Source organism: Enterobacter sp. DSM 30060, from assembly GCF_013375955.1.
Classification (GTDB): Bacteria; Pseudomonadota; Gammaproteobacteria; order Enterobacterales; family Enterobacteriaceae; genus Enterobacter; species Enterobacter intestinihominis.
Genome location: NZ_CP056118.1, coordinates 2,135,288 through 2,160,943, shown reverse-complemented (window position 1 = coordinate 2,160,943; position 25,656 = coordinate 2,135,288). Strand labels below are relative to the sequence as shown.

Below are 25,656 nucleotides of genomic sequence, written 5' to 3'. Positions count from 1 at the left end.
TATGAGATAGTGAAAATAGGCGAATCTATTGGGGCTGAATGCGAACATCGCGAGACTGACCGACAGAGCAGTCAGCCCCTTCATCACCTCAAAACAGCTTTTGGATGCGCGTCTTCAACTCGTCGAACCATCCCTTGCCGCTTTTGCCACCAGCCGACTTTTGCTCAATGGACTTCACCTGATCGAAGATGGGTTTGAAGTCCGCCTTCTTGCCATAACCCAGGATCTGCGCCATCTCGATCTCCGTGCGCACGGACGACAGCAAGGTGCTGAGCTCCTCGTTCTGCTTGGCATCGCGCCTGTCGGTCTCGGCCAGCTTTTCAGCTTTTGCCATCGCGGCTTCGGCCCGTAGCACGGGCAGAGGAAAGGCGACCGAGGTCACCACCAGCGTGTTCAGTGCTCGGGCGAGTTCCGCTTTGGCGTTGTCGATCTCGCCGCTGTCGATGAGCCGTACGGCCGACTTGATCGCTGCCGGGTACGTTGCCATCGGAAGGTTGTCGGTTTGGATTACGATTTCGCTGGCCAGATTGGCAACGATGGGCCGGGCCTTTTGCACCTCGCCATCACCCAACAACTCCCGAGACAACTTGACCGCTTTCTTTACCGATTCCACGTTGGCGTGGATATCGTGGGTGATGACGCGTACATCGACCGGCGCTAAAGCAAGTTTGGCGTCGCGTGCCAATACCAGTTCCAGCTTTCCGCTGGCCAGTTCCAGCGCAGCAAGCGCCTCCTTGGTCTTCTTTGCATCAAGGAGGGTCAAAGCCTCCTGGGTCTTGGTGAGCGCCGTGATGGCGTCTTGAGTGAGCTCGGCACGCTTTTTATCGGCTTCCCGGGCGGCCTTGTCATCTACCTGTGGCTGTGCCGCCTTGGATGCGGCAGAGGGTGCTGCAGCACCTGGGCTAGAACCTGCCGCCGATTGGGCCAGAGCCGGTCCGCTCAGTCCGACGACGACCGCCAGGGCAAGTGCGGAGAAGGTGTATTGTGGCTGTTTGATATTCATGATCTTGGGCTCTTGGTTGAAGTTAGTTGACTGAGATTTCAATCTGTTTCGGTTTGGCTTGCTCGGCCTTGACAAGCCGCACTTCCAGCACGCCGTCTTTCATGGAAGCCGTCACCTTGGTCGGATCAACGTTGTCAGGCAAGACAAAGCTGCGCACAAAGCGGCCATACGCACGTTCGATGCGGTGGAACTTCTTGCCCGGCTCCTCTTTTTCCAGTTTGCGCTCGCCGCTGATGGTGAGCACACCGTTTTCCGCGCTGACGCGCACGGCATCCTTGGGGACCTCCGGCAGATCCAGCTTGAGGAGGAATGCGTTCTCATCCTCGCTGATGTCCGCCATTGGTGCCCAGTCCGCCGTGGTCATGGCTTCGTTGCCGGTACGGGCGCCCTGTCGCTGGGGTATTCGTCCGAACATCGTCGCCAGGCGGTTTTGCAATTCATCCAGTTCCCGGAAGGGGTCCCACGGAGTCAATGCAGACATATCGGTTCTCCTTGAACAATGCCGACGAATTGGATGACGCACTGAACAGAGCCGTCGGTTTACTCTGAATGGCACCTACTACTGTTTTCAGTTCCGAACAAGTCCTTGAGTCAATTGACGGATATCGCTTTCGTCGAGCGTTTCCCGCGCCAGCAGCTCGCGCGCACAGCGCTCCAGCACCGCGCGGTTGATGTCGAGAATCCGGTAGGCGTGCTCGAACACGCCCATCACGATGTCGCGGATAGCCTGATCGATGCGCGCCTGGGTCGATTCGGCCACCCGGCAACCGCCGTGGGCCAGTTCCGGTGTATCGACAAAGCGGGGCCGCTGCGCCTCGAAGGCGATGTAGCCCAGGCCCTCGTCCATGCCAAAGCGGGTGATCATGTCGCGGGCGATGTCGGTGGCTCGCGCCAGATCGTCCGCCGCCCCGGTAGACAACTCGCCGAACACCAGCTTTTCGGCGGCACGCCCGCCCAGCAGTACGACGATCTTGTGCTCGAGATCGGTACGCGTCATCAGGAAGCGGTCTTCGGTGGGGCGCTGCAAGGTGTAGCCCAGCGCGCCGATGCCGCGCGGGATGATCGAGATCTTGTGTACGGGGTCGGTTTCGGGCAGCGCCAGCGCCACCAGCGCATGGCCCATCTCGTGATGGGCCACGGTTTCCCGCTCCTTGGGATTGAGCACGCGGCTCTTCTTTTCCAGGCCCGCCACGATGCGCTCGATGGTCGCGGTGAAGTCCTGCAATTCCACGGCGGACGCACGGCGTCTCCTCGCCGCCAGCGCCGCCTCGTTGACCAGATTGGCGAGGTCCGCGCCGGAAAAGCCCGTGGTCAGTGCGGCTACCTGTTCGAGGTCTACATCCTGGGCCAGCGTCACCTTCTTGACATGAACCTTCAGGATGTCCAGCCGCCCCTTCTTGTCGGGCCGGTCCACCAGCACCTGGCGGTCGAAGCGGCCGGCACGCAGCAGCGCCTGGTCGAGGATTTCGGGGCGGTTGGTGGCGGCGAGGATGATCAGCCCGACCGAGCTGTCGAAGCCGTCCATCTCCGTGAGCAGCTGGTTGAGGGTCTGCTCGCGCTCGTCGTGACCGCCGATGGGGCCGCCGACGCCGCGCGCGCGGCCCAGCGCATCGAGCTCGTCGATGAAGATGATGGCCGGCGCCTGCCCTCGGGCCTGCTCGAACAGGTCGCGCACACGGGCCGCACCCACGCCGACGAACATCTCGACAAACTCTGATCCGGAGATGGAGAAGAAGGGCACCGCCGCCTCGCCGGCAACAGCCTTGGTCAGCAATGTCTTGCCGGTGCCCGGTGGGCCGACCAGCAACACGCCCTTGGGAATGCGCGCCCCGAGACGGCCATAGTCCTGCGGATTCTTCAGGAAATCGACGATCTCGACCAGCTCCGCCTTGGCCTCATCCCCCCCCGCCACATAGGCGAACGTCACACCGGTGTTCTTTTCCACGAACACCTTGACGCGGCTCTTACCGATGTTGAGAAACCCGCCCATGCCCTGCTTCTCGGCGAAGCGGCGGAACAGGAAGAACCAGACGCCAAAGAAGGATACCGCTGACAGGATCCACGACAGCACATCGCGCAGCCAGGTGCTCTCCAACACGCGGGCATAGGGCACGTCGTACTTCGACAGGCGATCGGCAAGATCGGGTTCGACCCTCGTTGCCACGATCGTCGTCTTGCCCCGGCTGTCCGGCGACTTCAGGCGCCCGGTCACCGTACGATCCGACACCAGCACTTCGGCCACGCGCCCCTCGTCCAGCGCCTTCTCGAACTCGCTGTAGGGCACCGGCTCGACGGTTTTCGCCGTCTGCCAGTATCTCTGCAAACTCAGCAACAGCAGGAGGGCAACGATCCAGTAGCCGGTATTCCATTGATTCTTTTTTTCCATGGGCCTTGTTCCTCGAAAGTCGAGTTGCCAGAGGATCAGGTGAACAGACGGGCCGCACCGTCACGCAAACGGATGGCCAGCGAGCGGGAGGGCAGTGCCGCCGCTGATGAGCAGCCCCCACGGCGTGGCCGACCGCGGATCACGCTTGTAGACGACCGCGTGACCCGCGGGCACGACCGCCACCGCGATTGATGCCAGGGAGGCTGCCCATGCCAGGCCGATGGGGTCGGACACGGCAGCCTCGCCCGCCATCAAGATGCGTCGCTCGCCGACTTCTTCTTGCGCGAGCCTTTGCCAGCGTCGCCGTGCGGCGTCTCGGTCGCCTTCGCGACATCCGGCTGCTCCGGCTCGGCCGGGGTCTGCGGTAGCTCTTTGCGTTCGAACACCACGCGTTCGGCCTTGTCGTCCCAGCGTGCGCTGGCGTGATCGCCCTTGCCGATGCTGCCACCGAGCATCTCGCGCGCCAGCGCAGTTTCCAGCTCGCTGCGGATCAGGCGCTTGAGTTCACGCGCACCGAACTCGGGTTTGTAGCCTTCTTCCGCGAAATGGTCGATCAGCGTCTGATCGAAAGTGAGCGTCACGCCCTGGCTGGCGGCGCTGCGCGCCACGCGATCGAGCTGCAGGCCGACGATGTGGCGGATCTCCTCCTTGCCCAGCGCATGGAAGACGATGATCTCGTCGATGCGGTTGAGGAACTCGGGCCGGAAGTGGCCGCGCAGCACGTCCATGACCTCGGTCTTGGTCTTTTCGTACTCCTCGTCGGCCGCCCCACGCGCCTTCAGCCGTCGCTGGATGATGTCCGAACCCAGGTTGGACGTGGCGATGATGATGGTGTTGGTGAAATCCACCACCCGGCCCTTGCCGTCGGTGAGGCGACCGTCGTCGAACACTTGCAGCAGGATGTTGTAGACGTCAGGGTGTGCCTTCTCGATCTCGTCGAGCAGCAGCACGCTGTAGGGCTTGCGCCGCACCTTCTCGGTGAGCTGACCGCCTTCGTCGTAACCGACATAGCCCGGAGGCGCGCCCACTAGCCGCGCCACGGTATGGCGTTCGCCATATTCCGACATGTCGATGCGCAACAGGGCGTGCTCATCGCCGTAGATCGATTCGGCCAATGCCTTGGCGAGCTCGGTCTTGCCCACCCCGGTCGGGCCCAGAAACAGGAAGGTAGCCACCGGTTTGCTGCCTTCGCGCAGGCCGGCGCGGGACAGCCGCACGGCATCGGCCACGGCACGGACCGCCTCGTCTTGTCCCACCAGGCGCTCGTGCAGCCGTTGTTCCAAGTGCAGCAGCTTTTCGCGCTCTTCCACCGTCAACTCGTTGACCGGGATGCCGGTCAGGCGCGAGACGATCTGCGCCACGTGTTCCGCCTTGACCTCGGCACTGCCGGAGGCCCGCTCCCGCTCCCAGTTCTCGACGAGCTTCTTGAGCTCGGCCTCCTTGGCTTCGATGCGCTTGCCGAGCTCGGCGGCCTGGTCGTACTGCTTGCGCGCGGCCACGTAATCCTGTTCACGCCGCAGCTGGTGCAGTTCGGACTCCAGCTCCTGCACGGCCACCGGCCGGGCCGTGGCCGACAGCTTGACGCGCGCGGCCGCCTGGTCGAGCAGGTCGATCGCCTTGTCCGGCAGGAAGCGCGCCGTGATGTAGCGGTCGGACAACTCGGCCGCCGCGATGATCGCGTCCTCGGAGATGCTGACCTTGTGGTGCGCCTCGAAGGTGTCGCGCAGGCCGCGCAGAATCATGATGGCCTGGGCCACCGTCGGCTCGGGCACCGTCACCGGCTGGAAGCGCCGCTCCAGTGCGGCATCCTTCTCGATGTATTTCTGGTACTCGTTCAGCGTCGTGGCGCCGATCAGGTTGAGTTCACCGCGCGCCATCATCGGTTTGAACACGTTGGCCACGTCCAGCCCGCCTTCGCCACCGCCCTGGCCGGCACCGACGATGGTGTGCACCTCGTCGATGAACAAAATCAGCTCGCCCTGGTGCTCGGTCACCTCCTTCAGCACCTTCTGCACGCGCTCCTCGAACTCGCCGCGATATTTGGCGCCGGCCACCATGGCGTTGATGTTGAGTTCCACCAGGCGCTTGTCGCGCAAGGTCTCGGGCACTTCACCCGCCACCATGCGCTGCGCCAGCCCTTCGACGATGGCGGTCTTGCCCACACCCGGCTCGCCGATCAGCACCGGGTTGTTCTTCTTGCGCCGGGCCAGCACCTCGATGGTTGTTTCGATCTCCTGCGCGCGGCCGATCACCGGGTCGAGCTTGCCGTCGCGCGCCATCTTGGTCAGGTCGCGCGAGTACTTGTCGAGTTCTGGCGTGTTGGTCGGCGTCTCAGCGCGTCCATCCTCGGCGCCCTTGCCGACCACCTTGCTGACCTGTTGGCGCAGCGCCTGCGGCGTCAGGCCGTAGCGGCGCAGCAGGTTGGCGGCCAGCCCTTCGCCTTCCTCGGCCAGACCGATCAGGAAATGCTCTGGACCGACATAAGAATGGCCGAGTTCATTGGAGGCCACGAAGGCGCGGCTGAGCGCATCCTTCACGCGCGGCGACACGCCGATCTCGCCCTCGAAGGGCTTGTCCCCGCGCTTGGCCTCAGACTCGATCTGCCGCTTGAGGTCATCGACCTTGATCTTGAACTGACCCAGGATGGTCTTGACCACGTCGCTGTCGGCCAGCGCCAGCAGCAGATGTTCGGTATCCACCTCGGAGCGGCCAAATTCGGCAGCGTGTTTGGCGGCCTCCTGCAACAAGGCTTCCGACTGTTCGCTGATGCGGCTGGCCAGCCCACTGCCGCGACGGCGCGGCGCACCCGAACCTGCGGCGGCGGGCTCGCCAAACGAGGCATCGACCACGTCATCGGTATCGGCGGCAACTGGCGTCGCGTCGTCGCCGATGCGGAAGAAGTCACTGCCGAGGAAGTCCTCGAACAGGCCGCTGCGCGAACCGAACAAGGCTTCCAGCGGCGAAACGGTGCGCTTTTGCTGGCGCACTAATTGCCGGTAATGGTCGTCGCACAACAGCATGGTGCTGTGACGACCGTTGAGATTGGCTTCCACCCGCACGGTGGCGGGTTGGCCGCAGACCTGGCATTGTTTTCTGGCCATGCTGATGCTCCTTAGAAGGTTGAAAAGGTTGAGGCGACGAGGCATCGCGAGCCGCGACACCTCGTCTCGGGCCGGGTTTTTCTTGTGACGAACGAGCCGGCGACGTCAGCCGTTGATCGGGATCGAGCGTCCCTGCTTCGGCGCGCTGACCTCGCGCTTGTCGATCGTGACCGTGAGCACCCCGTTCTTGAACGATGCCTTGATCGAATCCTGGTTGGCGTCGTCAGGCAGGTTCAAGGCACGCTGAAAGCTGCCGTAGGAGCGCTCCACACGGTGGAAGCCACCTTCCTTCTTCTCCTGTTCCTGGCGCTTCTCGCCACGCACCATCAGCACGTCGTTGTCGAGGGTGATCTGGATGTCCTTCTCCTCGACACCGGGCACTTCCAGGGCAATCTTGTACTGCTTGTCGGTTTCCTGGATGTCCAGGGCCGGCTTCAGCATGCCCGACCAATCGGATGGCCACTGCGGCATGTTCAACGCCGGAAAACCGAAGCCCCGGAATGCGTCATCGAACAGCCGGTCGATTTCCCGATGCAGTTGCAGGATCGGGCTGACTGGCCCGCTCGCCGCTGGCAGGTCATTGCGCTGCACCGGCAGGGAGGAGGCGGTCTGCTGCTCTTGCTGCTCGTTCTTGAACCAGTTCCAGGGAGCCAACTTCTTGAAATCGATGTCCATGTCATACCTCCAGAAAAATTGGAAAACGAGTTACTCAAGCCCTTTGCCTGCTGCGACGGGCAGTGCGCCCAGGCGACACGGGCTGCTCGGATGACTTCTGCTGTTCACGCTTGCGCATCACCTCCTTCTTTGCTCCGGCTCGGGTCTGATCATTGATGCACTGATCGATTTCACTTTGACGAAGCCGCCACGTCCCGCCCACCTTGAAAGCCGGAATTTCCCCGTGTGCGGCGAGCCGATAAAGCGTCCGCTTGCCGACTTTCAAGTACGCAGCCAATTCATCGAGCGTGAAAATCACCTGTAGGTGCGCTTTCATCTCACCCTCTCCAATCGCGTCGCTTTGCGGTTCCGGCCAAGGATATCCTTGCAATACTTTGTAATATTAGGCCTACTATGAAAAACTTCAAGAGTCAAGAGTCAATGTGCAGCGTTCTCCCGCCCCATTGATGCAGGTCAACTGCTCAGGCAAGGCACAGGGGGGCGGCCTGATCAGGCAATGGACAGCGCCTGGCTCCTCAGCCTGCGTGTGCCACAGGCGCCTCGATCAAACACCGATCCTCTCGTTGTAGCCGAGTGCCCGCAGCCCCTTGCTCGTCTGCATGTTCCTTGGCGGAAACTCGTCTGGGCGCGCCCAGACGACGATTTCCCCGAGGCTGCTCAGGCCAACGTGCGGAATTGCCCAGTCGTCGCTGCGGATCGCGTTCCAGAGTCGGGCCGAAACACTTCCGTTGCCCCAGACAACGTAGTTCAACAGTATCCGTCCGGCCAACACACCTTCCCGACACCGCCTCCGAAGGCCATGGCCCATCAAGCGGATTTTCCATGCGCCCTCAGCGCCGTACCTACAGCAAATCTTTCAAGGCTCAGGTCATTCAGGAGTGTTCTGAACCCGGTGCCTCCATCGCAAACATCGCCTTGGGCTACAGCCTCAATGCCAACCTCGACCACAAATGGATTCGGCTGCCTACCCACAAAACCACGGCTATCCAGCCAGCGTTCATCCCGTTGCCTTCTCAAATGCTCGGCGTGGGTTCGCATGCTCAAGCGCGCTGCTGCGATCATGAGTTTGATCCAGTCGGCCCGTAATAATGGGCACGATCCGTATGCCTATCTCAAGGATGTGCTGACACGGTTGCCGTCCCTGTAACAGCCTGAAGTTGACCTGGGTAATCAAATACCGGTGTAGTGATTAGGAAACAGGGCTCGGATAACATCATGGCGCAGGTCATTGAACCTACTAACGACGCCGGATATATGGTCGCAAACCGCATCGAACTAGTACTTGCATCACCCGGGGCGTCCATATATGGTCAACTAAAACTGGCCACCGCTTTAGAGTTTTTCCAGTATCGGTTTTCCGATTCGTTTGGGGGTAATCCACCGTTATAGTCATGCGACCTTAGCGAGCTGTAATACCCGACGATATAGTCTGTGATCGCATGAGCAGCTTCGCTAAAGTTTATATAACCTGTCACCGGCACCCACTCGTTTTTCAGACTACGGAAGAAGCGTTCCATCGGGCTGTTGTCCCAACAGTTTCCACGTCGGCTCATACTCTGCCCGATCCGGCAACTCCACAGTAACTGCCGGAACTGCCTGCTTGTATAGAGGCTACCCTGGTCACTATGGAACATCACTCCGGCTGGTTTACCGCGAGCTTCCCACGCCATTTACAGCGCTTTGATGGTCAGCTTGCTGTCCGGCGAGAATGACATTGCCCAGCCCACCGGTTTCCTTGCGAACATATCGAGAACAACAGCGAGGTAAGGCCAACGTTTACCTGTCCAGATATACGTCACATCGCCACACCACACTTGGTAGGTTCTGTCACTGCGAACTGTCGCTCAAGGTGATTCGGGATAACGATGTGTTCATGACCACCACGTTTATACCGGTGGGTAGGCTGCTGACAACTCACCAGCCCCAGTTCTTTCATGAGCCTGCCAGCAAGCCAGCGTCCCATTTTGAAGTCTCTCAGGGTTGCCATGATGGCGATACTTCTTGCGCCAGCAGAGCCATGGCTGATGTTATGCAGTTCCAGAACCTGACTGCGTAACACAGCTCGCCTGCCGTCTATGTACTCACGGGCGGGCGCTTATCTTGCCGGACAGCCGATGCTGTATGCCGAGGATTTTTCTCCCAACACGCCGCAGGGGGCATGCCCTTCTTGCCATTGTCTGGGCCATATCTATGAGGTAACTGAAACACTGATGGTGCCCGATCCTTCACTTAGTATCCGTGAAAGGGCTATTGCTTCCTGGCCCCCGGCCTGGCACGGACAGAATCTGCGGGATATTCTGGTGACGCTGGGGTATGACATCGACACTCCCTGGAAAAATCTGCCAGCGGAAGACCGTCAGCGGATCCTTTTTACCGAAGACACCCCCACGGTACCGGTTTTCCCGGGACTGAGTCCGGAAGATACGCGCGAAGCCGTCAGGAAAAAAATGACGCCGGGTTATATGGGGTCAGTTTGGATATCGAAAATTATTGTACGTTAAGGCTATTTTTTAATCAGCTGCCGTCTCTGGTAATGCTGCCAACTTACTGATTTAGTGTATGATGGTGATTTTAAGGTGCTTGCGTGGCTTCCATTTCCATCAGATGTCCTTCCTGCTCCGCTACTGAAGGCGTGGTGCGTAACGGCAAAAGCACTGCCGGACATCAGCGCTATCTCTGCTCTCATTGCCGTAAAACATGGCAACTACAGTTCACTTACACCGCCTCTCAGCCCGGTACGCACCAGAAAATCATTGATATGGCCATGAATGGCGTCGGATGTCGCGCCAGTGCACGCATTATGGGCGTTGGCCTCAACACGGTTTTACGTCACTTAAAAAACTCAGGCCGCAGTCGGTAACCTCGCGCATACAACCGGGCAGTGATGTGATTGTCTGCGCTGAAATGGACGAACAGTGGGGCTACGTCGGTGCTAAATCACGTCAGCGCTGGCTGTTTTACGCGTATGACAGGATACGGAGGACGGTTGTGGCGCACGTCTTCGGTGAACGCACTCTGGCCACACTGGAGCGTCTTCTGAGCCTGCTGTCGGCCTTTGAGGTCGTGGTATGGATGACGGATGGCTGGCCGCTGTATGAATCCCGCCTGAAGGGAAAGCTGCACGTTATCAGCAAGCGTTACACTCAGCGCATTGAGCGACATAACCTGAATCTGAGACAACATCTGGCAAGGCTGGGACGGAAGTCACTGTCGTTCTCAAAATCGGTGGAGCTGCATGACAAAGTCATCGGGCATTATCTGAACATAAAACACTATCAATAAGTTGGAGTCATTACCCTTTTTTCAACTTCTGATGGATGCGAGTGATTGAACTCATACATTAATGTTTTCCCACGAAGTCTTTTTTCAGGTAAGCCTTCGCACATATCGGTAAATAGCTTGCCTGCTTTTATTTTTTCTGTCATCGACATGTTCATTTTTAACATTCCGTCCTGATAAGTTGGTCGGATAAGGCGCTCGCGCCGTATCCGACATTAATTTCTTAAGCGACTTCATTCACCTGGCGACGCAGCAGGGAAAGTGGGCCGGGGCCGCTAAGCGTGAACACGGAAATTAAGGTGAAGCCCAGCGCCACCAGACCCAGCACCAGGTAAGCGCCCTGGAAACCGATGCTTTCATACATATTGCCCGCCAGAATAGACATAAAAACCATCGCCAGTTGCTTAAAGAAGCAGAAACAGACCAGATAAATCGTCGCTGAAAAACGCACTTCAAACTGGCTGGTAATATATTTAAAGCAGCCCACCAGCAGGAACGGTACTTCAAACATATGCAGCGTTTTCAGAATAACCACTTCCAGTGCTGAGGTAGCGAACGATGAGCCAATAATACGTACTGACATAATAGTGCCAGCCAGCAGCAGGGCGTTTTTCCCACCGATGCGATTAATGATCAGTGGCGCAAAAAACATAATCGAGGCGTTAAGTAATTCGCCCATTGTCGTTACGTAGCCAAATACCCGCGTACCCTGTTCACCGGTAGCAAAGAACGAAGTAAAGAAATTAGCAAACTGTTGGTCAAAAACATCGTAGGTGCAGGAAACGCCAATAACATACAGTGACAAAAACCACAGTTTTGGCTGTCTGAACAGTTCCAGCGCCAGCTTAAGGCTAAATGCCGAATGGTTGGCACCTACCGCATTGGCAACCGTGGCAGAAGAGGGCGCATCCGTTTTGGCGAAAAAGAGTAAAACGGCGAGGATGAGTGCACAGCCAGAACCCAGCCAGAAAACAAACTGATTATTGATGGTGAACATGATGCCGACAATCGAGGCACACAGCGCCCAGCCAACACAGCCAAACATCCGCGCTCGACCAAATTCGAAATTACTGCGACGGCTGACTTTCTCGATAAATGCCTCTACTGCTGGCGCACCGGCGTTAAAACAAAAGCCTAGATAAATACCACCAACAATCGATCCTACTAAAATGTTGTATTGTAACAGTGGCCCGAAGATAAAAATAAAGAACGGCGCAAACATCACTAACATGCCGGTAATAATCCACAGCAGGTATTTGCGCAGCCCGAGTTTGTCAGAAAGCAGACCAAACAGCGGTTGGAATAATAGCGAGAACAGAGAAATAGCGGCAAAAATAATACCCGTATCACTTTTGCTGATATGGTTGATGTCATGTAGCCAAATCGGGAAAAACGGGAAGTAGGCTCCCATGATAAAAAAGTAAAAGAAAAAGAATAAACCGAACATCCAAAAGTTTGTGTTTTTTAAATAGTACATAATGGATTTCCTTACGCGAAATACGGGCAGACATGGCCTGCCCGGTTATTATTATTTTTGACACCAGAGCAACTGGTAATGGTAGCTACCGGCGCTAAGCTGGAATTCCGCCGACACTGACGGGCTCCAGGAGTCGTCGCCACCAATCCCCATATGGAAACCGTCGATATTCAGCCATGTGCCTTCTTCCGCGTGCAGCAGATGGCGATGGCTGGTTTCCATCAGTTGCTGTTGACTGTAGCGGCTGATGTTGAACTGGAAGTCGCCGCGCCACTGGTGTGGGCCATAATTCAATTCGCGCGTCCCGCAGCGCAGACCGTTTTCGCTCGGGAAGACGTACGGGGTATACATGTCTGACAATGGCAGATCCCAGCGGTCAAAACAGGCCGCAGTAAGGCGGTCGGGATAGTTTTCTTGCGGCCCTAATCCGAGCCAGTTTACCCGCTCTGCTACCTGCGCCAGCTGGCAGGTCAGGCCAATCCGCGCCGGATGTGGCGTATTGCTCGCCACTTCAACATCAACGGTAATCGCCATTTGACCACTTCCATCAATCCGGTAGGTTTTCCGGCTGATAAATAAGGTTTTCCCCTGATGCTGCCACGCGTGGACCGTGGTAATCAACACCGCGTCGGCAAGCGTATCTGCCGTGCACTGCAACAACGCTGCTTCGGCCTGGTAATGGCCCGCCGCCTTCCAGCGTTCGACCCAGGCGTTAGGGTCAATGCGGGTCGCTTCACTTACGCCAATGTCGTTATCCAGCGGTGCGCGGGTGAACTGATCGCGCAGCGGCGTCAGCAGTTGTTTTTTATCGCCAATCCACATCTGTGAAAGAAAGCCTGACTGGCGGTTAAATTGCCAACGCTTATTATCCAGCTCGATGCAAAAATCCGTTTCGCTGGTGGTCAGTTGCGGGATGGCGTGGGGCGCGGAGGGGAGTGTCACGCTGAGGTTTTCCGCCAGACGCCACTGCTGCCAGGCGCTGATGTGTCCGGCTGCTGACCATGTGGTCGCGTTCGGTTGCACTACGTGAACCGTTAGCCAGAGTTGTCCGGCGCTCTTCGGCTGCGGTAGTCCAGGCAGTTCAATCAACTGTTTACCTTGTGGAGCGACATCCAGAGGCACTTCACCGCTTGCCAGCGGCTTGCCATCCAGCGCCACCATCCAGTGCAGGAGCTCGTTATCGCTATGACGGAACAGGTATTCGCTGGTCACTTCGATGGTTTGCCCGGATAAACTGAACTGGAAAAACTGCTGCTGGTGTTTTGCTTCCGTCAGCGCCGGATGCGGCGTGCGGTCGGCAAAGACCAGACCGTTCATGCAGAACTGGCGATCATTCGGCGTATCGCCAAAATCACCGCCGTAAGCCGACCACGGATTGCCATTTTCATCATATTTAATCAGCGACTGATCCACCCAGTCCCAGACGAAGCCGCCCTGTAAACGGGGGTACTGACGAAACGCCTGCCAGTATTTAGCGAAGCCGCCAAGACTGTTACCCATCGCGTGGGCGTATTCGCAAAGGATCAGCGGGCGCGTCTCTCCAGGCAACGAAAGCCATTTTTTGATGGACCATTTCGGCACAGCCGGGAAGGGCTGGTCTTCATCCACGCGCGCGTACATCGGGCAAATAATATCGGTTGCGAAGGTGTCGGCTCCGCCGCCTTCATACTGTACCGGGCGGGAAGGATCGACAGATTTGATCCAGCGATAGAGTGCGTCGTGATTAGCGCCGTGGCCTGATTCATTCCCCAGCGACCAGATGATCACACTCGGGTGATTACGATCGCGCTGCACCATTCGCGTTACGCGTTCGCTCATCGCGGGTAGCCAGCGCGGATCATCGGTCAGACGATTCATTGGCACCATGCCGTGGGTTTCAATGTTGGCTTCATCCACCACATACAGGCCGTAGCGGTCGCACAGCGTGTACCACAGCGGATGGTTCGGATAATGCGAACAGCGCACGGCGTTAAAGTTGTTCTGCTTCATCAGCAGGATATCCTGCACCATCGTCTGCTCATCCATGACCTGACCATGCAGAGGATGATGCTCGTGACGGTTAACGCCGCGAATCAGCAACGGCTTGCCGTTCAGCAGCAGCAGACCATTTTCAATCCGCACCTCGCGGAAACCGACATCGCAGGCTTCTGCTTCAATCAGCGTGCCGTCGGCGGTGTGCAGTTCAACCACTGCACGATAGAGATTCGGGATTTCGGCGCTCCACAGTTTCGGGTTTTCGACGTTCAGACGTAGGGTGACGTGATCGGCATAACCACCACGCTCATCGATAATTTCACCGCCGAAAGGCGCGGTGCCGCTGGCGACCTGCGTTTCACCCTGCCACAAAGAAACCGTCACCCGCAGCTCATCGCGCAGCTCGCCGTACATCTGAACGTCTGCCTCCAGTACAGCGCGGCTGAAATCATCATTAAAGTGAGTGGCTACATGTAAATCGCTGATTTGCGTGGTCGGTTTATGCAGCAACGAGACGTCACGGAAAATGCCGCTCATCCGCCACATATCCTGATCTTCCAGATAACTGCCGTCACTCCAGCGCAGCACCATCACCGCGAGGCGGTTTTCTCCGGCGTGTAAAAATGCGCTCAGGTCAAATTCAGACGGCAAACGACTGTCCTGTCCGTAACCGACCCAGCGCCCGTTGCACCACAAATGAAACGCCGAGTTAACACCATCAAAAATAATTCGCGTCTGGCCTTCCTGTAGCCAGCTTTCATCAATATTAAATGTGAGCGAGTAACAACCCGTCGGATTCTCCGTGGGAACATACGGCGGATTGACCGCAATGGGATAGGTCACGTTGGTGTAGATAGGCGCATCGTAACCGTGCATCTGCCAGTTTGAGGGGACGATGACAGTATCGGCGTCAGGAAGATCGCGCTCCAGCCAGCTTTCTGGTACCGCTTCTGGTGCCGGAAACCAGGCAAAGCGCCATTCACCATTCAGGCTGCGCGACTCTTGGGAAGGGCGATCGGTGCGAGCCTCTTCGCTATTACGCCAGCTGGCGAAAGGGGGATGTGCCGCAAGGCGATTAAGTTGGGTAACGCCAGGGTTTTCCCAGTCACGACGTTGTAATACGACGGCCAGTGAATCCGTAATCATTGTCATAGTTGTATCCTGTGTGAATTGTTATCCGCTCACATTTTCGCATAACATACGAGCCGGACACATAGAGTGTAAAGCCTGGGGTGCCTAATGAGTGAGCTGACTCACATTAATTGCGTTGCGCTCACTGCCCGCTTTCAAGTCGGGAAACTTGTCGTGCCAGCTGCATTAAGGAATCTGCCAACGTGCGGGGAGAGGTGGTTTGCGTATTGGGCGGTAGGGTGGTTTTTCTTTTCACCAGTGAGACGGGCAACAGCTGATTGCTCTTCACCGCCTGGCCCTGAGAGAGTTTCAGCAAGCGGTCCACGCTAGTTTTCCCCAGCAGGCGAAAATCCTGTTTGATGGTGGTTAACGGCGGGATATAACACGAGCTGTCTTCGGTATCGTCGTATCCCACTACCGAGATATCCGCACCAACGCGCAGCCCGGACTCGGTAATAGCGCGCATTGCGCCCAGCGCCATCTGATCGTTGGCAACCAGCATCGCAGTGGGAACGATGCCCTCATTCAGCATTTGCATAGTTTGTTGAAAACCGGACATGGCACTCCAGTCGCCTTCCCGTTCCGCTATCGGATGAATTTGATTGCGTGTGAGATATTTATGCCAGTCCGCCAGACGCAGACGCGCCGAGACAGAACTTAATGGACCGGCTAACAACGCGATTTGCTGGTGACCCAATGCGATCAGATGCTCCACGCCCAGTCGCGTACCGTCTTCATGGGAAAAAATAATACTGTTGATGGGAGTCTGGTCAGAGACATCAAGAAATAGGGCCGGAACATTAGCGCAGGCAGCTTCCACAGCAATGGCATCCTCGTCATCCAGCGGATAGTTAATGATCAGACCACTGACGCGTTGCGCGAGAAGGTTATGTACCGCCGCTTTACAGGCTTCGACGCTGCTTCGTTCTACCATCGACACCACCACGCTGGCACCCAGTTGATCGGCGCGAGATTTAATCGCCGCGACAATTTGCGACGGCGCGTGCAGGGCCAGACTGGAGGTAGCAACGCCAATCAGCAACGACTGTTTGCCCGCCAGTTGTTGTGCCACGCGGTTGGGAATGTAGTTCAGCTGCGCCATCGCCGCTTCCACCTTTTCCCGCGTTTTCGCAGAGACGTGGCTGGCCTGGTTCATCACGCGGGAAACGGTCTGATAAGAGACACCGGCATACTCTGCGACATCGTATAGCGTTACTGGTTTCACATTTACCACCCTGAATTGACTCTCTTCGGGTGCTATCATGCCATACCACGAAATGTTTTGCGCCATTCGGAGGGGGCACGCCGAAGTGAGATTCAAAATGCCGACGTCAGTTCACAGGTGGGTAATGATACCAACGTGTTGATGGTAATGACTCCAACTTACTGATAGTGTTTTATGTTCAGATAATGCCCGATGACCTTGCCATGCAGCTCCACCGATTTTGAGAACGACAGTGACTTCCGTCCCAGCCTTGCCAGATGTTGTCTCAGATTCAGGTTATGTCGCTCAATGCGCTGAGTGTAACGCTTGCTGATAACGTGCAGCTTTCCCTTCAGGCGGGATTCATACAGCGGCCAGCCATCCGTCATCCATACCACGACCTCAAAGGCCGACAGCAGGCTCAGAAGACGCTCCAGTGTGGCCAGAGTGCGTTCACCGAAGACGTGCGCCACAACCGTCCTCCGTATCCTGTCATACGCGTAAAACAGCCAGCGCTGACGTGATTTAGCACCGACGTAGCCCCACTGTTCGTCCATTTCAGCGCAGACAATCACATCACTGCCCGGTTGTATGCGCGAGGTTACCGACTGCGGCCTGAGTTTTTTAAGTGACGTAAAACCGTGTTGAGGCCAACGCCCATAATGCGTGCACTGGCGCGACATCCGACGCCATTCATGGCCATATCAATGATTTTCTGGTGCGTACCGGGCTGAGAGGCGGTGTAAGTGAACTGTAGTTGCCATGTTTTACGGCAATGAGAGCAGAGATAGCGCTGATGTCCGGCAGTGCTTTTGCCGTTACGCACCACGCCTTCAGTAGCGGAGCAGGAAGGACATCTGATGGAAATGGAAGCCACGCAAGCACCTTAAAATCACCATCATACACTAAATCAGTAAGTTGGCAGCATTACCAACCTTACCTTAAATTTATTCCTGTATCTCTTCCCGATGAGGTCGTGCGGCCGGCATTGCCCGGTGGCGCTGCGCTTACCGGGCCTACAAAACCCGCAGGCCAGATAAGGCGAAGCCGCCATCCGGCATGTTTTTCCGCGCACAAAGCAAAAAACCCCGCACCTTCCGGTACGGGGTTCTTCCTGATTGATGCCTGGCAGTTCCCTACTCTCACATGGGGAGACCCCACACTACCATCGGCGCTACGGCGTTTCACTTCTGAGTTCGGCATGGGGTCAGGTGGGACCACCGCGCTAAAGCCGCCAGGCAAATTCTGTTAATCTGTATCAGGCTGAAAATCGTGTCTGTCTCTTCGCCGAAACAGCTTCGGCGTTGTAAGGTTAAGCCTCACGGTTCATTAGTATCGGTTAGCTCAACGCATCGCTGCGCTTACACACCCGACCTATCAACGTCGTCGTCTTCAACGTTCCTTCAGGAGACTCAAGGTCTCAGGGAGAACTCATCTCGGGGCAAGTTTCGTGCTTAGATGCTTTCAGCACTTATCTTTTCCGCATTTAGCTACCGGGCAGTGCCATTGGCATGACAACCCGAACACCAGTGATGCGTCCACTCCGGTCCTCTCGTACTAGGAGCAGCCCCCCTCAATTCTCCAGCGCCCACGGCAGATAGGGACCGAACTGTCTCACGACGTTCTAAACCCAGCTCGCGTACCACTTTAAATGGCGAACAGCCATACCCTTGGGACCTACTTCAGCCCCAGGATGTGATGAGCCGACATCGAGGTGCCAAACACCGCCGTCGATATGAACTCTTGGGCGGTATCAGCCTGTTATCCCCGGAGTACCTTTTATCCGTTGAGCGATGGCCCTTCCATTCAGAACCACCGGATCACTATGACCTGCTTTCGCACCTGCTCGCGCCGTCACGCTCGCAGTCAAGCTGGCTTATGCCATTGCACTAACCTCCTGATGTCCGACCAGGATTAGCCAACCTTCGTGCTCCTCCGTTACTCTTTGGGAGGAGACCGCCCCAGTCAAACTACCCACCAGACACTGTCCGCAACCCGGATTACGGGTCTACGTTAGAACACCAGCCATTAAAGGGTGGTATTTCAAGGTTGGCTCCACGCAGACTGGCGTCCACGCTTCAAAGCCTCCCACCTATCCTACACATCAAGGACCAGTGTTCAGTGTCAAGCTATAGTAAAGGTTCACGGGGTCTTTCCGTCTTGCCGCGGGTACACTGCATCTTCACAGCGAGTTCAATTTCACTGAGTCTCGGGTGGAGACAGCCTGGCCATCATTACGCCATTCGTGCAGGTCGGAACTTACCCGACAAGGAATTTCGCTACCTTAGGACCGTTATAGTTACGGCCGCCGTTTACCGGGGCTTCGATCAAGAGCTTCGCGTTGCCGCTAACCCCATCAATTAACCTTCCGGCACCGGGCAGGCGTCACACCGTATACGTCCACTTTCGTGTTTGCACAGTGCTGTGTTTTTAATAAACAGTTGCAGCCAGCTGGTATCTTCGACTGATTTCAGCTCCGTCCGCAGGGACTTCACCTACCTATCAGCGTGCCTTCTCCCGAAGTTACGGCACCATTTTGCCTAGTTCCTTCACCCGAGTTCTCTCAAGCGCCTTGGTATTCTCTACCTGACCACCTGTGTCGGTTTGGGGTACGATTTCGTGTTACCTGATGCTTAGAGGCTTTTCCTGGAAGCAGGGCATTTATCACTTCAGCACCGTAGTGCCTCGTCATCACACCTCAGCGTTAACAAGGTACCGGATTTACCTGGAACCTCCGCCTACATGCTTAAACCGGGACAACCGTCGCCCGGCTGACATAGCCTTCTCCGTCCCCCCTTCGCAGTAACACCAAGTACAGGAATATTAACCTGTTTCCCATCGACTACGCCTTTCGGCCTCGCCTTAGGGGTCGACTCACCCTGCCCCGATTAACGTTGGACAGGAACCCTTGGTCTTCCGGCGAGCGGGCTTTTCACCCGCTTTATCGTTACTTATGTCAGCATTCGCACTTCTGATACCTCCAGCATGCCTCACAGCACACCTTCGACGGCTTACAGAACGCTCCCCTACCCAACAACGCATAAGCGTCGCTGCCGCAGCTTCGGTGCATGGTTTAGCCCCGTTACATCTTCCGCGCAGGCCGACTCGACCAGTGAGCTATTACGCTTTCTTTAAATGATGGCTGCTTCTAAGCCAACATCCTGGCTGTCTGTGCCTTCCCACATCGTTTCCCACTTAACCATGACTTTGGGACCTTAGCTGGCGGTCTGGGTTGTTTCCCTCTTCACGACGGACGTTAGCACCCGCCGTGTGTCTCCCGTGATAACATTCTTCGGTATTCGTAGTTTGCATCGGGTTGGTAAGCCGGGATGGCCCCCTAGCCGAAACAGTGCTCTACCCCCGAAGATGAGTTCACGAGGCGCTACCTAAATAGCTTTCGGGGAGAACCAGCTATCTCCCGGTTTGATTGGCCTTTCACCCCCAGCCACAGGTCATCCGCTAATTTTTCAACATTAGTCGGTTCGGTCCTCCAGTTAGTGTTACCCAACCTTCAACCTGCCCATGGCTAGATCACCGGGTTTCGGGTCTATACCCTGCAACTTAACGCCCAGTTAAGACTCGGTTTCCCTTCGGCTCCCCTATACGGTTAACCTTGCTACAGAATATAAGTCGCTGACCCATTATACAAAAGGTACGCAGTCACCCCATAAAGAGGCTTCCACTGCTTGTACGTACACGGTTTCAGGTTCTTTTTCACTCCCCTCGCCGGGGTTCTTTTCGCCTTTCCCTCACGGTACTGGTTCACTATCGGTCAGTCAGGAGTATTTAGCCTTGGAGGATGGTCCCCCCATATTCAGACAGGATACCACGTGTCCCGCCCTACTCTTCGAGTTCACAGCATGTGTGCTTTCGTGTACGGGACTATCACCCTGTACCGTCGGACTTTCCAGACCGTTCCACTAACACACAAGCTGATTCAGACTCCGGGCTGCTCCCCGTTCGCTCGCCGCTACTGGGGGAATCTCGGTTGATTTCTTTTCCTCGGGGTACTTAGATGTTTCAGTTCCCCCGGTTCGCCTCGTTAACCTATGTATTCAGTTAACGATAGTGCAACGGATTGCACTGGGTTTCCCCATTCGGACATCGCCGGGTCAAAGGTTCATATCACCTCGCCGGCGCTTTTCGCAGATTAGCACGTCCTTCATCGCCTCTGACTGCCAGGGCATCCACCGTGTACGCTTAGTCGCTTAACCTCACAACCCGAAGATGTTTCACTTCTGATTGCGAAAATTTGAGAGACTCGAACACACCATTAAAGATGTGTCGTTTCAATTTTCAGCTTGATCCAGATTTTTAAAGAGCAAATATCTCAAACATGACTCGCAAGTCAGTTTTGAGATATGACGGCAGGTGACTTTCACTCACGAACCAGCAAGTGGCGTCCCCTAGGGGATTCGAACCCCTGTTACCGCCGTGAAAGGGCGGTGTCCTGGGCCTCTAGACGAAGGGGACGTACAGTCTCAATCGCAAGACGCCTTGCTATTTACTTTTCATCAGACAATCTGTGTGGACACTACAAAGGCAGGTTCTTTAAGGTAAGGAGGTGATCCAACCGCAGGTTCCCCTACGGTTACCTTGTTACGACTTCACCCCAGTCATGAATCACAAAGTGGTAAGCGCCCTCCCGAAGGTTAAGCTACCTACTTCTTTTGCAACCCACTCCCATGGTGTGACGGGCGGTGTGTACAAGGCCCGGGAACGTATTCACCGTGGCATTCTGATCCACGATTACTAGCGATTCCGACTTCATGGAGTCGAGTTGCAGACTCCAATCCGGACTACGACGCACTTTATGAGGTCCGCTTGCTCTCGCGAGGTCGCTTCTCTTTGTATGCGCCATTGTAGCACGTGTGTAGCCCTACTCGTAAGGGCCATGATGACTTGACGTCATCCCCACCTTCCTCCAGTTTATCACTGGCAGTCTCCTTTGAGTTCCCGGCCTAACCGCTGGCAACAAAGGATAAGGGTTGCGCTCGTTGCGGGACTTAACCCAACATTTCACAACACGAGCTGACGACAGCCATGCAGCACCTGTCTCAGAGTTCCCGAAGGCACCAAAGCATCTCTGCTAAGTTCTCTGGATGTCAAGAGTAGGTAAGGTTCTTCGCGTTGCATCGAATTAAACCACATGCTCCACCGCTTGTGCGGGCCCCCGTCAATTCATTTGAGTTTTAACCTTGCGGCCGTACTCCCCAGGCGGTCGACTTAACGCGTTAGCTCCGGAAGCCACGCCTCAAGGGCACAACCTCCAAGTCGACATCGTTTACGGCGTGGACTACCAGGGTATCTAATCCTGTTTGCTCCCCACGCTTTCGCACCTGAGCGTCAGTCTTTGTCCAGGGGGCCGCCTTCGCCACCGGTATTCCTCCAGATCTCTACGCATTTCACCGCTACACCTGGAATTCTACCCCCCTCTACAAGACTCTAGCCTGCCAGTTTCGAATGCAGTTCCCAGGTTGAGCCCGGGGATTTCACATCCGACTTGACAGACCGCCTGCGTGCGCTTTACGCCCAGTAATTCCGATTAACGCTTGCACCCTCCGTATTACCGCGGCTGCTGGCACGGAGTTAGCCGGTGCTTCTTCTGCGGGTAACGTCAATCGACAGGGTTATTAACCCTGTCGCCTTCCTCCCCGCTGAAAGTACTTTACAACCCGAAGGCCTTCTTCATACACGCGGCATGGCTGCATCAGGCTTGCGCCCATTGTGCAATATTCCCCACTGCTGCCTCCCGTAGGAGTCTGGACCGTGTCTCAGTTCCAGTGTGGCTGGTCATCCTCTCAGACCAGCTAGGGATCGTCGCCTAGGTGAGCCGTTACCCCACCTACTAGCTAATCCCATCTGGGCACATCCGATGGCAAGAGGCCCGAAGGTCCCCCTCTTTGGTCTTGCGACATTATGCGGTATTAGCTACCGTTTCCAGTAGTTATCCCCCTCCATCAGGCAGTTTCCCAGACATTACTCACCCGTCCGCCACTCGTCAGCGAAGCAGCAAGCTGCTTCCTGTTACCGTTCGACTTGCATGTGTTAGGCCTGCCGCCAGCGTTCAATCTGAGCCATGATCAAACTCTTCAATTTAAGTTTGATGCTCGTGAATTAAACTTCGTAATGAATTACGTATGTTCACTCAGAGACTTGGTATTCATTTTTCGTCCGAGGACGTTAAGAATCCATGTCACTTTGAGTGCCCACACAGATTGTCTGATAAATTGTTAAAGAGCAGTTGCGACGCGCTTCAGCGCTCTGTCGCGAGGTGGCGTATATTACGCTTTCCTCTTTCAGAGTCAACCCGTTATTTCAGGATTTTTTCTCTTCAACCGACCGGGTAGTCTGTGAAGTGATTCACATCTGCCGTGTCGATGGAGGCGCATTATAGGGAGTTCCCGAGCGACCGCAACAGAAAAGTTGCAAAAAAATGACTGACTGCTGTATTCCCCAGCAAAACCCCGCCTTATACCCTTTTACGCACAGAGTTATCCACAATCCATTGACGATCCCGGTGCGATCCCGCTAATTGAACACTATACTAGCGGCAAATATTCCTCTCGCAGACCAACCTGATGACGACACAACGACTTCAACGTGACTGGCGTATCCCAACCGCCGGGCTCGCCGTGCTGGTGTTACTTATGGCAGGTTTCGCACTGCATACGCACTGGAATGCTTTTATTCAGTGGTGCCTCGCCGCTCAGATCACCCTGCACCGTTATCTGGTGATGTATTTGCTGCAACTTAATAATCATCAGTACAGCGGTGGGCTGTGGTTGTTAACCGGTGCGTTTCTTTATGGTGTACTCCATGCCGTTGGACCAGGACACGGCAAATTTATCGTCGCCACGTATCTCAGCACCAATAAAGAGAGCCAGCTCGCGGCGCGCGTCGTACCGTTTATCGGTAGCCTGATGCAGGGCGTCAGCGCGATCCTCTTTGTCTTTATCCTGGCGGTTGGATTGAACCTCGCGGCAGGGGATATCAGTACCAGCCGTTGGTACGTCGAGAAAATCAGCGCCTTACTGATTGCCGCCTTCGGTGCGTTTATCATTTATCAGGCGCTCAGCAGCCTGCGTCCGCGCAAAATGGCGATTAGCGCCATCAAGCCGCATCATCAGCATAATGAACACTGTGGCTGCGGCCATCACGGCGTAGGGGTGGATCTGGCTAAAAGCGACTGGAAAACCCGTCTGGGCGTGGTGCTGGCCATTGGCGCACGCCCGTGCAGCGGAGCAATTATGATCCTGATGTTCTCGAATGCGCTCGGCATTATTAGCTGGGGAATTGCTGCTGTGATGACAATGTCGCTGGGAACGGCGTTGTCGATTATGGGGCTGTCGCTGGCAGTACGTTACGCGCGTGAACGCACAGTAGCCTGGTTTAGTGGCGGCACTTCCCTGAACTGGGTAATGCCGATGGTCAAAATAGCCGGAGGAGTTGTTCTGATACTGTTCGCAACTATCCTCTTCCTGACGGTGATCCCCGTCAGCGCCAGCGGCGACTATATCGCCGCAGGATGCTAATAAAAGAAAACCCGCCAGCGGCGGGTTTTTTATCACTCGTTAATTCGCGGATGCTGGTCAACCAGGCGAGAACGTTTTTTCTGAAGCTCTTCAATCTCTGCGTCAATATCTTCAATCTTCTGCTCTACGTTATCGTAGTGCTCGCGCAGGATCTCCTTCGCTTCCTGAATATCGGACGCCGCAGGCGTTGCCCCTTTCAGTGGACGGTTCGCCGTCTCCTTCATAGTAATACCGGTAATCAGGCCAATCACCGCAATAACCATCAGATAGTAAGCAGGCATCATCAGGTTCTGCGTGCTCTCCACCAGTGAAGCAGCAAGCGTCGGCGTCAGGCCCGCAATCAGAACGGAGATATTAAAGGCTGCCGCCAGCGCACTGTAGCGAATATGCGTCGGGAACATTGCCGGTAGCGTAGAAGCCATCACCCCGATAAAGCAGTTGAGGATCACCGCCAGCATCAGCAGACCGGCGAAAATCAGCCCCAGCACATTGCTGTTAATCAGAATAAAGGCCGGGATTGCCAGCGCGAACAGTGCGACGCTACCGAGAATAATGAATGGCTTACGGCCAAAGCGGTCGCTCAGCAGACCCATAATCGGCTGCACGAACAGCATGCCTACCATGATGGCGATAATAATCAGCACACCGTGGTCTTCCGAGTAGTGCAGGTTATGCGACAGATAGCTCGGCATGTAGGTCAGCAGCATGTAATAGGTCACGTTGGTGGAAATCACCAGACCGATACAGGTCAGCAGGCTGCGCCAGTGTTTGGTCGCAATCTCCTTGAACGACACTTTCGGGCCATCCTGCAACCCTTCACGGTCGCCCTGCTCCAGCTTTTCAACGTGCTGCTGGAACGCAGGCGTCTCTTCCAGGGCGTGACGCAGGTAAAGACCGATGATGCCAAGCGGCAGCGCCAGGAAGAACGGAATACGCCAGCCCCAGTCGAGGAAGTTCTCTTCACCCACTACGGTTGAAATCAGAACCACAACTCCCGCGCCCATGACAAACCCGGCAATCGAACCAAAGTCGAGCCAGCTGCCCATAAAGCCGCGTTTTCGGTCCGGAGAATACTCGGCGACAAAAATCGATGCACCGGTATATTCGCCGCCAACGGAGAAGCCCTGCGCCATCTTACAGATCAACAGCAGGATCGGTGCCCATATACCAATGGTCGCATAGGACGGAATAAGGCCGATACAGAATGTACTTATCGACATGATGACAATAGTAATAGCCAGGATCTTCTGGCGACCATATTTATCACCCAGCATGCCGAAGAACAGGCCACCGAGAGGGCGAATAAGGAAGGGAACAGAGAACGTACCCAGCGCGGCAATCATCTGCAAGCTGGGATCGGCACCGGGGAAGAACACTTTACCAAGCGCATAGGCAACAAAGCCGTAGACACCAAAATCGAACCACTCCATCGCATTACCGAGCGAGGCCGCCGTAATCGCTTTGCGCAGTTTCGCATCATCAATAATGGTGACATCGCGCAGCGTGATGGGTTTTACTTTTTTCCTTCTAAGCATAGCTTTCCTCGTAGACTCAGCCCCGTCCGTTTCACAGCGCATTTGCAAGCTGTGAACCAGAGATCCGCTCCATGCGAATCTCCTTATTCAAGCGTAGCAGGTTTACTTACATTGACGTTTTACCTCAATACAACCGAACCTGTTGACGCCTGTCTGGGCAGTTAAAGACCTTTTTACCCTACCAGCGTTTATATATGTGATCAACTTCACATATATTTTTCCGGTTCGTAAGTTGGCTTCAGGTTTTGTCAATTCACGATAAATAAGGTCATTCTCACCCCCTTTATCAAGCACATCTTAACACCCGTTATTATTCCTCTTAAAACAAAAAACAATCACATTTCTTCACATCGAAT

16 protein-coding genes, 1 tRNA gene, 3 rRNA genes and 4 pseudogenes are annotated in these 25,656 nt (G+C 55.8%); 5 read left to right on the top strand and 19 right to left on the bottom strand.

What is annotated here, in order from left to right; genetic code table 11:
• Positions 1 to 88 precede the first annotated feature (88 nt).
• From yfdX1 to HWQ15_RS10235, 8 genes are all read right to left on the bottom strand, one after another.
• Positions 89 to 1,003 carry a heat resistance protein YfdX1 gene (yfdX1, locus tag HWQ15_RS10270; protein WP_057631349.1) on the bottom strand — a complete coding sequence of 305 codons (915 nt, stop codon included), beginning with the start codon at positions 1,001 to 1,003 and terminating at the stop codon, positions 89 to 91.
• 22 nt (positions 1,004 to 1,025) lie between these two features.
• Positions 1,026 to 1,484, bottom strand: a complete 459-nt coding sequence (hsp20-GI, locus tag HWQ15_RS10265; RefSeq protein WP_063850428.1) for a small heat shock protein sHSP20-GI — start codon at positions 1,482 to 1,484, stop codon at positions 1,026 to 1,028.
• 87 nt (positions 1,485 to 1,571) lie between these two features.
• A complete protein-coding gene (gene ftsH / locus HWQ15_RS10260; RefSeq protein WP_063850424.1) occupies positions 1,572 to 3,389 on the bottom strand; it encodes an ATP-dependent zinc metalloprotease FtsH in 1,818 nt (605 codons plus the stop codon).
• 60 nt (positions 3,390 to 3,449) lie between these two features.
• Positions 3,450 to 3,641: a hypothetical protein gene (locus HWQ15_RS10255; protein ID WP_039185901.1), complete on the bottom strand. Its 192-nt coding sequence runs from the start codon at positions 3,639 to 3,641 to the stop codon at positions 3,450 to 3,452.
• Positions 3,641 to 6,490, bottom strand: coding sequence for a heat shock survival AAA family ATPase ClpK (gene clpK / locus HWQ15_RS10250; RefSeq protein WP_019077723.1), 2,850 nt, complete (start codon positions 6,488 to 6,490; stop codon positions 3,641 to 3,643). The genes HWQ15_RS10255 and clpK overlap by 1 nt, the downstream gene beginning before the upstream one ends.
• Positions 6,491 to 6,595: 105 nt before the next feature.
• The gene (hsp20, locus tag HWQ15_RS10245; protein WP_000350435.1) at positions 6,596 to 7,165 is read right to left on the bottom strand and encodes a small heat shock protein sHSP20; all 570 of its coding nucleotides are present in this window, start codon (positions 7,163 to 7,165) and stop codon (positions 6,596 to 6,598) included.
• A 34-nt stretch (positions 7,166 to 7,199) separates the two neighbouring features.
• On the bottom strand, positions 7,200 to 7,481 hold the full coding sequence (locus tag HWQ15_RS23120) for a helix-turn-helix domain-containing protein (protein WP_000643630.1): 282 nt from the start codon (positions 7,479 to 7,481) through the stop codon (positions 7,200 to 7,202).
• 228 nt (positions 7,482 to 7,709) lie between these two features.
• Positions 7,710 to 7,973, bottom strand: a complete 264-nt coding sequence (locus HWQ15_RS10235) for a hypothetical protein (protein WP_063850423.1) — start codon at positions 7,971 to 7,973, stop codon at positions 7,710 to 7,712.
• A gap of 14 nt (positions 7,974 to 7,987) precedes the next feature.
• On the opposite strand from HWQ15_RS10235, the gene HWQ15_RS10230 reads away from it, so the two are divergent.
• Positions 7,988 to 8,251 (top strand): transposase, encoded by a 264-nt coding sequence (locus HWQ15_RS10230; RefSeq protein ID WP_039185905.1) that lies wholly within the window; start codon positions 7,988 to 7,990, stop codon positions 8,249 to 8,251.
• Positions 8,196 to 8,312, top strand: a pseudogene (locus tag HWQ15_RS10225) (transposase domain-containing protein); the annotation flags it as partial. The gene HWQ15_RS10230 and the pseudogene HWQ15_RS10225, both read left to right, overlap by 56 nt.
• 163 nt (positions 8,313 to 8,475) lie before the next feature.
• Here the strand turns inward: HWQ15_RS10225 and HWQ15_RS10220 are convergent.
• Positions 8,476 to 9,239: pseudogene (locus HWQ15_RS10220) on the bottom strand (IS3 family transposase); the annotation flags it as partial.
• Between the two features lies 1 nt (position 9,240).
• Here HWQ15_RS10220 and HWQ15_RS10215 point away from each other — a divergent pair.
• Together HWQ15_RS10215 and HWQ15_RS10210 are read left to right on the top strand one after the other, a co-directional pair.
• Positions 9,241 to 9,636, top strand: a pseudogene (locus HWQ15_RS10215) (excinuclease ABC subunit A); the annotation flags it as partial.
• 113 nt (positions 9,637 to 9,749) lie between these two features.
• A protein-coding gene (locus tag HWQ15_RS10210; RefSeq protein WP_094106546.1) for an IS1 family transposase occupies positions 9,750 to 10,447 on the top strand; the annotation gives its coding sequence in 2 pieces (ribosomal slippage) (positions 9,750 to 9,999 and positions 9,999 to 10,447; 699 coding nt in all).
• Between the two features lie 14 nt (positions 10,448 to 10,461).
• Here the strand turns inward: HWQ15_RS10210 and HWQ15_RS10205 are convergent.
• From HWQ15_RS10205 to HWQ15_RS10165, 9 genes and pseudogenes are all read right to left on the bottom strand, one after another.
• A pseudogene (locus HWQ15_RS10205) lies at positions 10,462 to 10,602 on the bottom strand (maltose acetyltransferase domain-containing protein); the annotation flags it as partial.
• 65 nt (positions 10,603 to 10,667) lie between these two features.
• Positions 10,668 to 11,921, bottom strand: coding sequence for a lactose permease (lacY, locus tag HWQ15_RS10200; RefSeq protein WP_015572119.1), 1,254 nt, complete (start codon positions 11,919 to 11,921; stop codon positions 10,668 to 10,670).
• 51 nt (positions 11,922 to 11,972) lie between these two features.
• Entirely contained in the window at positions 11,973 to 15,047 is a 3,075-nt protein-coding gene (gene lacZ, locus HWQ15_RS10195; protein ID WP_049134064.1) for a beta-galactosidase, read from the bottom strand.
• A 121-nt stretch (positions 15,048 to 15,168) separates the two neighbouring features.
• A complete protein-coding gene (lacI, locus tag HWQ15_RS10190) occupies positions 15,169 to 16,251 on the bottom strand; it encodes a DNA-binding transcriptional repressor LacI (protein ID WP_016809493.1) in 1,083 nt (360 codons plus the stop codon).
• Between the two features lie 158 nt (positions 16,252 to 16,409).
• A protein-coding gene (locus HWQ15_RS10185) for an IS1 family transposase (protein ID WP_223862015.1) occupies positions 16,410 to 17,107 on the bottom strand; the annotation gives its coding sequence in 2 pieces (ribosomal slippage) (positions 16,410 to 16,858 and positions 16,858 to 17,107; 699 coding nt in all).
• A 246-nt stretch (positions 17,108 to 17,353) separates the two neighbouring features.
• Positions 17,354 to 17,469: ribosomal RNA gene (rrf, locus tag HWQ15_RS10180) — 5S ribosomal RNA — on the bottom strand.
• A gap of 69 nt (positions 17,470 to 17,538) precedes the next feature.
• Positions 17,539 to 20,444: ribosomal RNA gene (locus HWQ15_RS10175) — 23S ribosomal RNA — on the bottom strand.
• 183 nt (positions 20,445 to 20,627) lie between these two features.
• Positions 20,628 to 20,703 (bottom strand) — tRNA-Glu (locus HWQ15_RS10170).
• 84 nt (positions 20,704 to 20,787) lie between these two features.
• Positions 20,788 to 22,329: ribosomal RNA gene (locus HWQ15_RS10165) — 16S ribosomal RNA — on the bottom strand.
• The 16S, 23S and 5S rRNA genes sit together here with 1 tRNA gene alongside, the layout of an rRNA operon.
• Positions 22,330 to 22,811: 482 nt before the next feature.
• On the opposite strand from HWQ15_RS10165, the gene HWQ15_RS10160 reads away from it, so the two are divergent.
• Positions 22,812 to 23,765: a nickel/cobalt transporter gene (locus HWQ15_RS10160; protein WP_023299116.1), complete on the top strand. Its 954-nt coding sequence runs from the start codon at positions 22,812 to 22,814 to the stop codon at positions 23,763 to 23,765.
• 32 nt (positions 23,766 to 23,797) lie between these two features.
• Here the strand turns inward: HWQ15_RS10160 and proP are convergent, their stop codons facing one another.
• Complete coding sequence (proP, locus tag HWQ15_RS10155) at positions 23,798 to 25,300, bottom strand: glycine betaine/L-proline transporter ProP (protein ID WP_022646793.1); 1,503 nt, start codon at positions 25,298 to 25,300, stop codon at positions 23,798 to 23,800.
• Positions 25,301 to 25,656: the final 356 nt, after the last annotated feature.

Excerpts from the sequence above, each read along its gene's own strand:
- HWQ15_RS23120 (WP_000643630.1), bottom strand. The coding sequence starts at position 7,481 with ATGAAAGCGCACCTACAGGTGATTTTCACGCTCGATGAATTGGCTGCG.
- HWQ15_RS10255 (WP_039185901.1), bottom strand. The coding sequence starts at position 3,641 with ATGGCGGGCGAGGCTGCCGTGTCCGACCCCATCGGCCTGGCATGGGCA.
- lacZ (WP_049134064.1), bottom strand. The coding sequence starts at position 15,047 with ATGACAATGATTACGGATTCACTGGCCGTCGTATTACAACGTCGTGAC.
- HWQ15_RS10230 (WP_039185905.1), top strand. The coding sequence starts at position 7,988 with ATGCGCCCTCAGCGCCGTACCTACAGCAAATCTTTCAAGGCTCAGGTC.
- HWQ15_RS10235 (WP_063850423.1), bottom strand. The coding sequence starts at position 7,973 with ATGGGCCATGGCCTTCGGAGGCGGTGTCGGGAAGGTGTGTTGGCCGGA.
- yfdX1 (WP_057631349.1), bottom strand. The coding sequence starts at position 1,003 with ATGAATATCAAACAGCCACAATACACCTTCTCCGCACTTGCCCTGGCG.
- hsp20 (WP_000350435.1), bottom strand. The coding sequence starts at position 7,165 with ATGGACATCGATTTCAAGAAGTTGGCTCCCTGGAACTGGTTCAAGAAC.
- lacY (WP_015572119.1), bottom strand. The coding sequence starts at position 11,921 with ATGTACTATTTAAAAAACACAAACTTTTGGATGTTCGGTTTATTCTTT.
- hsp20-GI (WP_063850428.1), bottom strand. The coding sequence starts at position 1,484 with ATGTCTGCATTGACTCCGTGGGACCCCTTCCGGGAACTGGATGAATTG.
- proP (WP_022646793.1), bottom strand. The coding sequence starts at position 25,300 with ATGCTTAGAAGGAAAAAAGTAAAACCCATCACGCTGCGCGATGTCACC.
- HWQ15_RS10160 (WP_023299116.1), top strand. The coding sequence starts at position 22,812 with ATGACGACACAACGACTTCAACGTGACTGGCGTATCCCAACCGCCGGG.
- ftsH (WP_063850424.1), bottom strand. The coding sequence starts at position 3,389 with ATGGAAAAAAAGAATCAATGGAATACCGGCTACTGGATCGTTGCCCTC.
- clpK (WP_019077723.1), bottom strand. The coding sequence starts at position 6,490 with ATGGCCAGAAAACAATGCCAGGTCTGCGGCCAACCCGCCACCGTGCGG.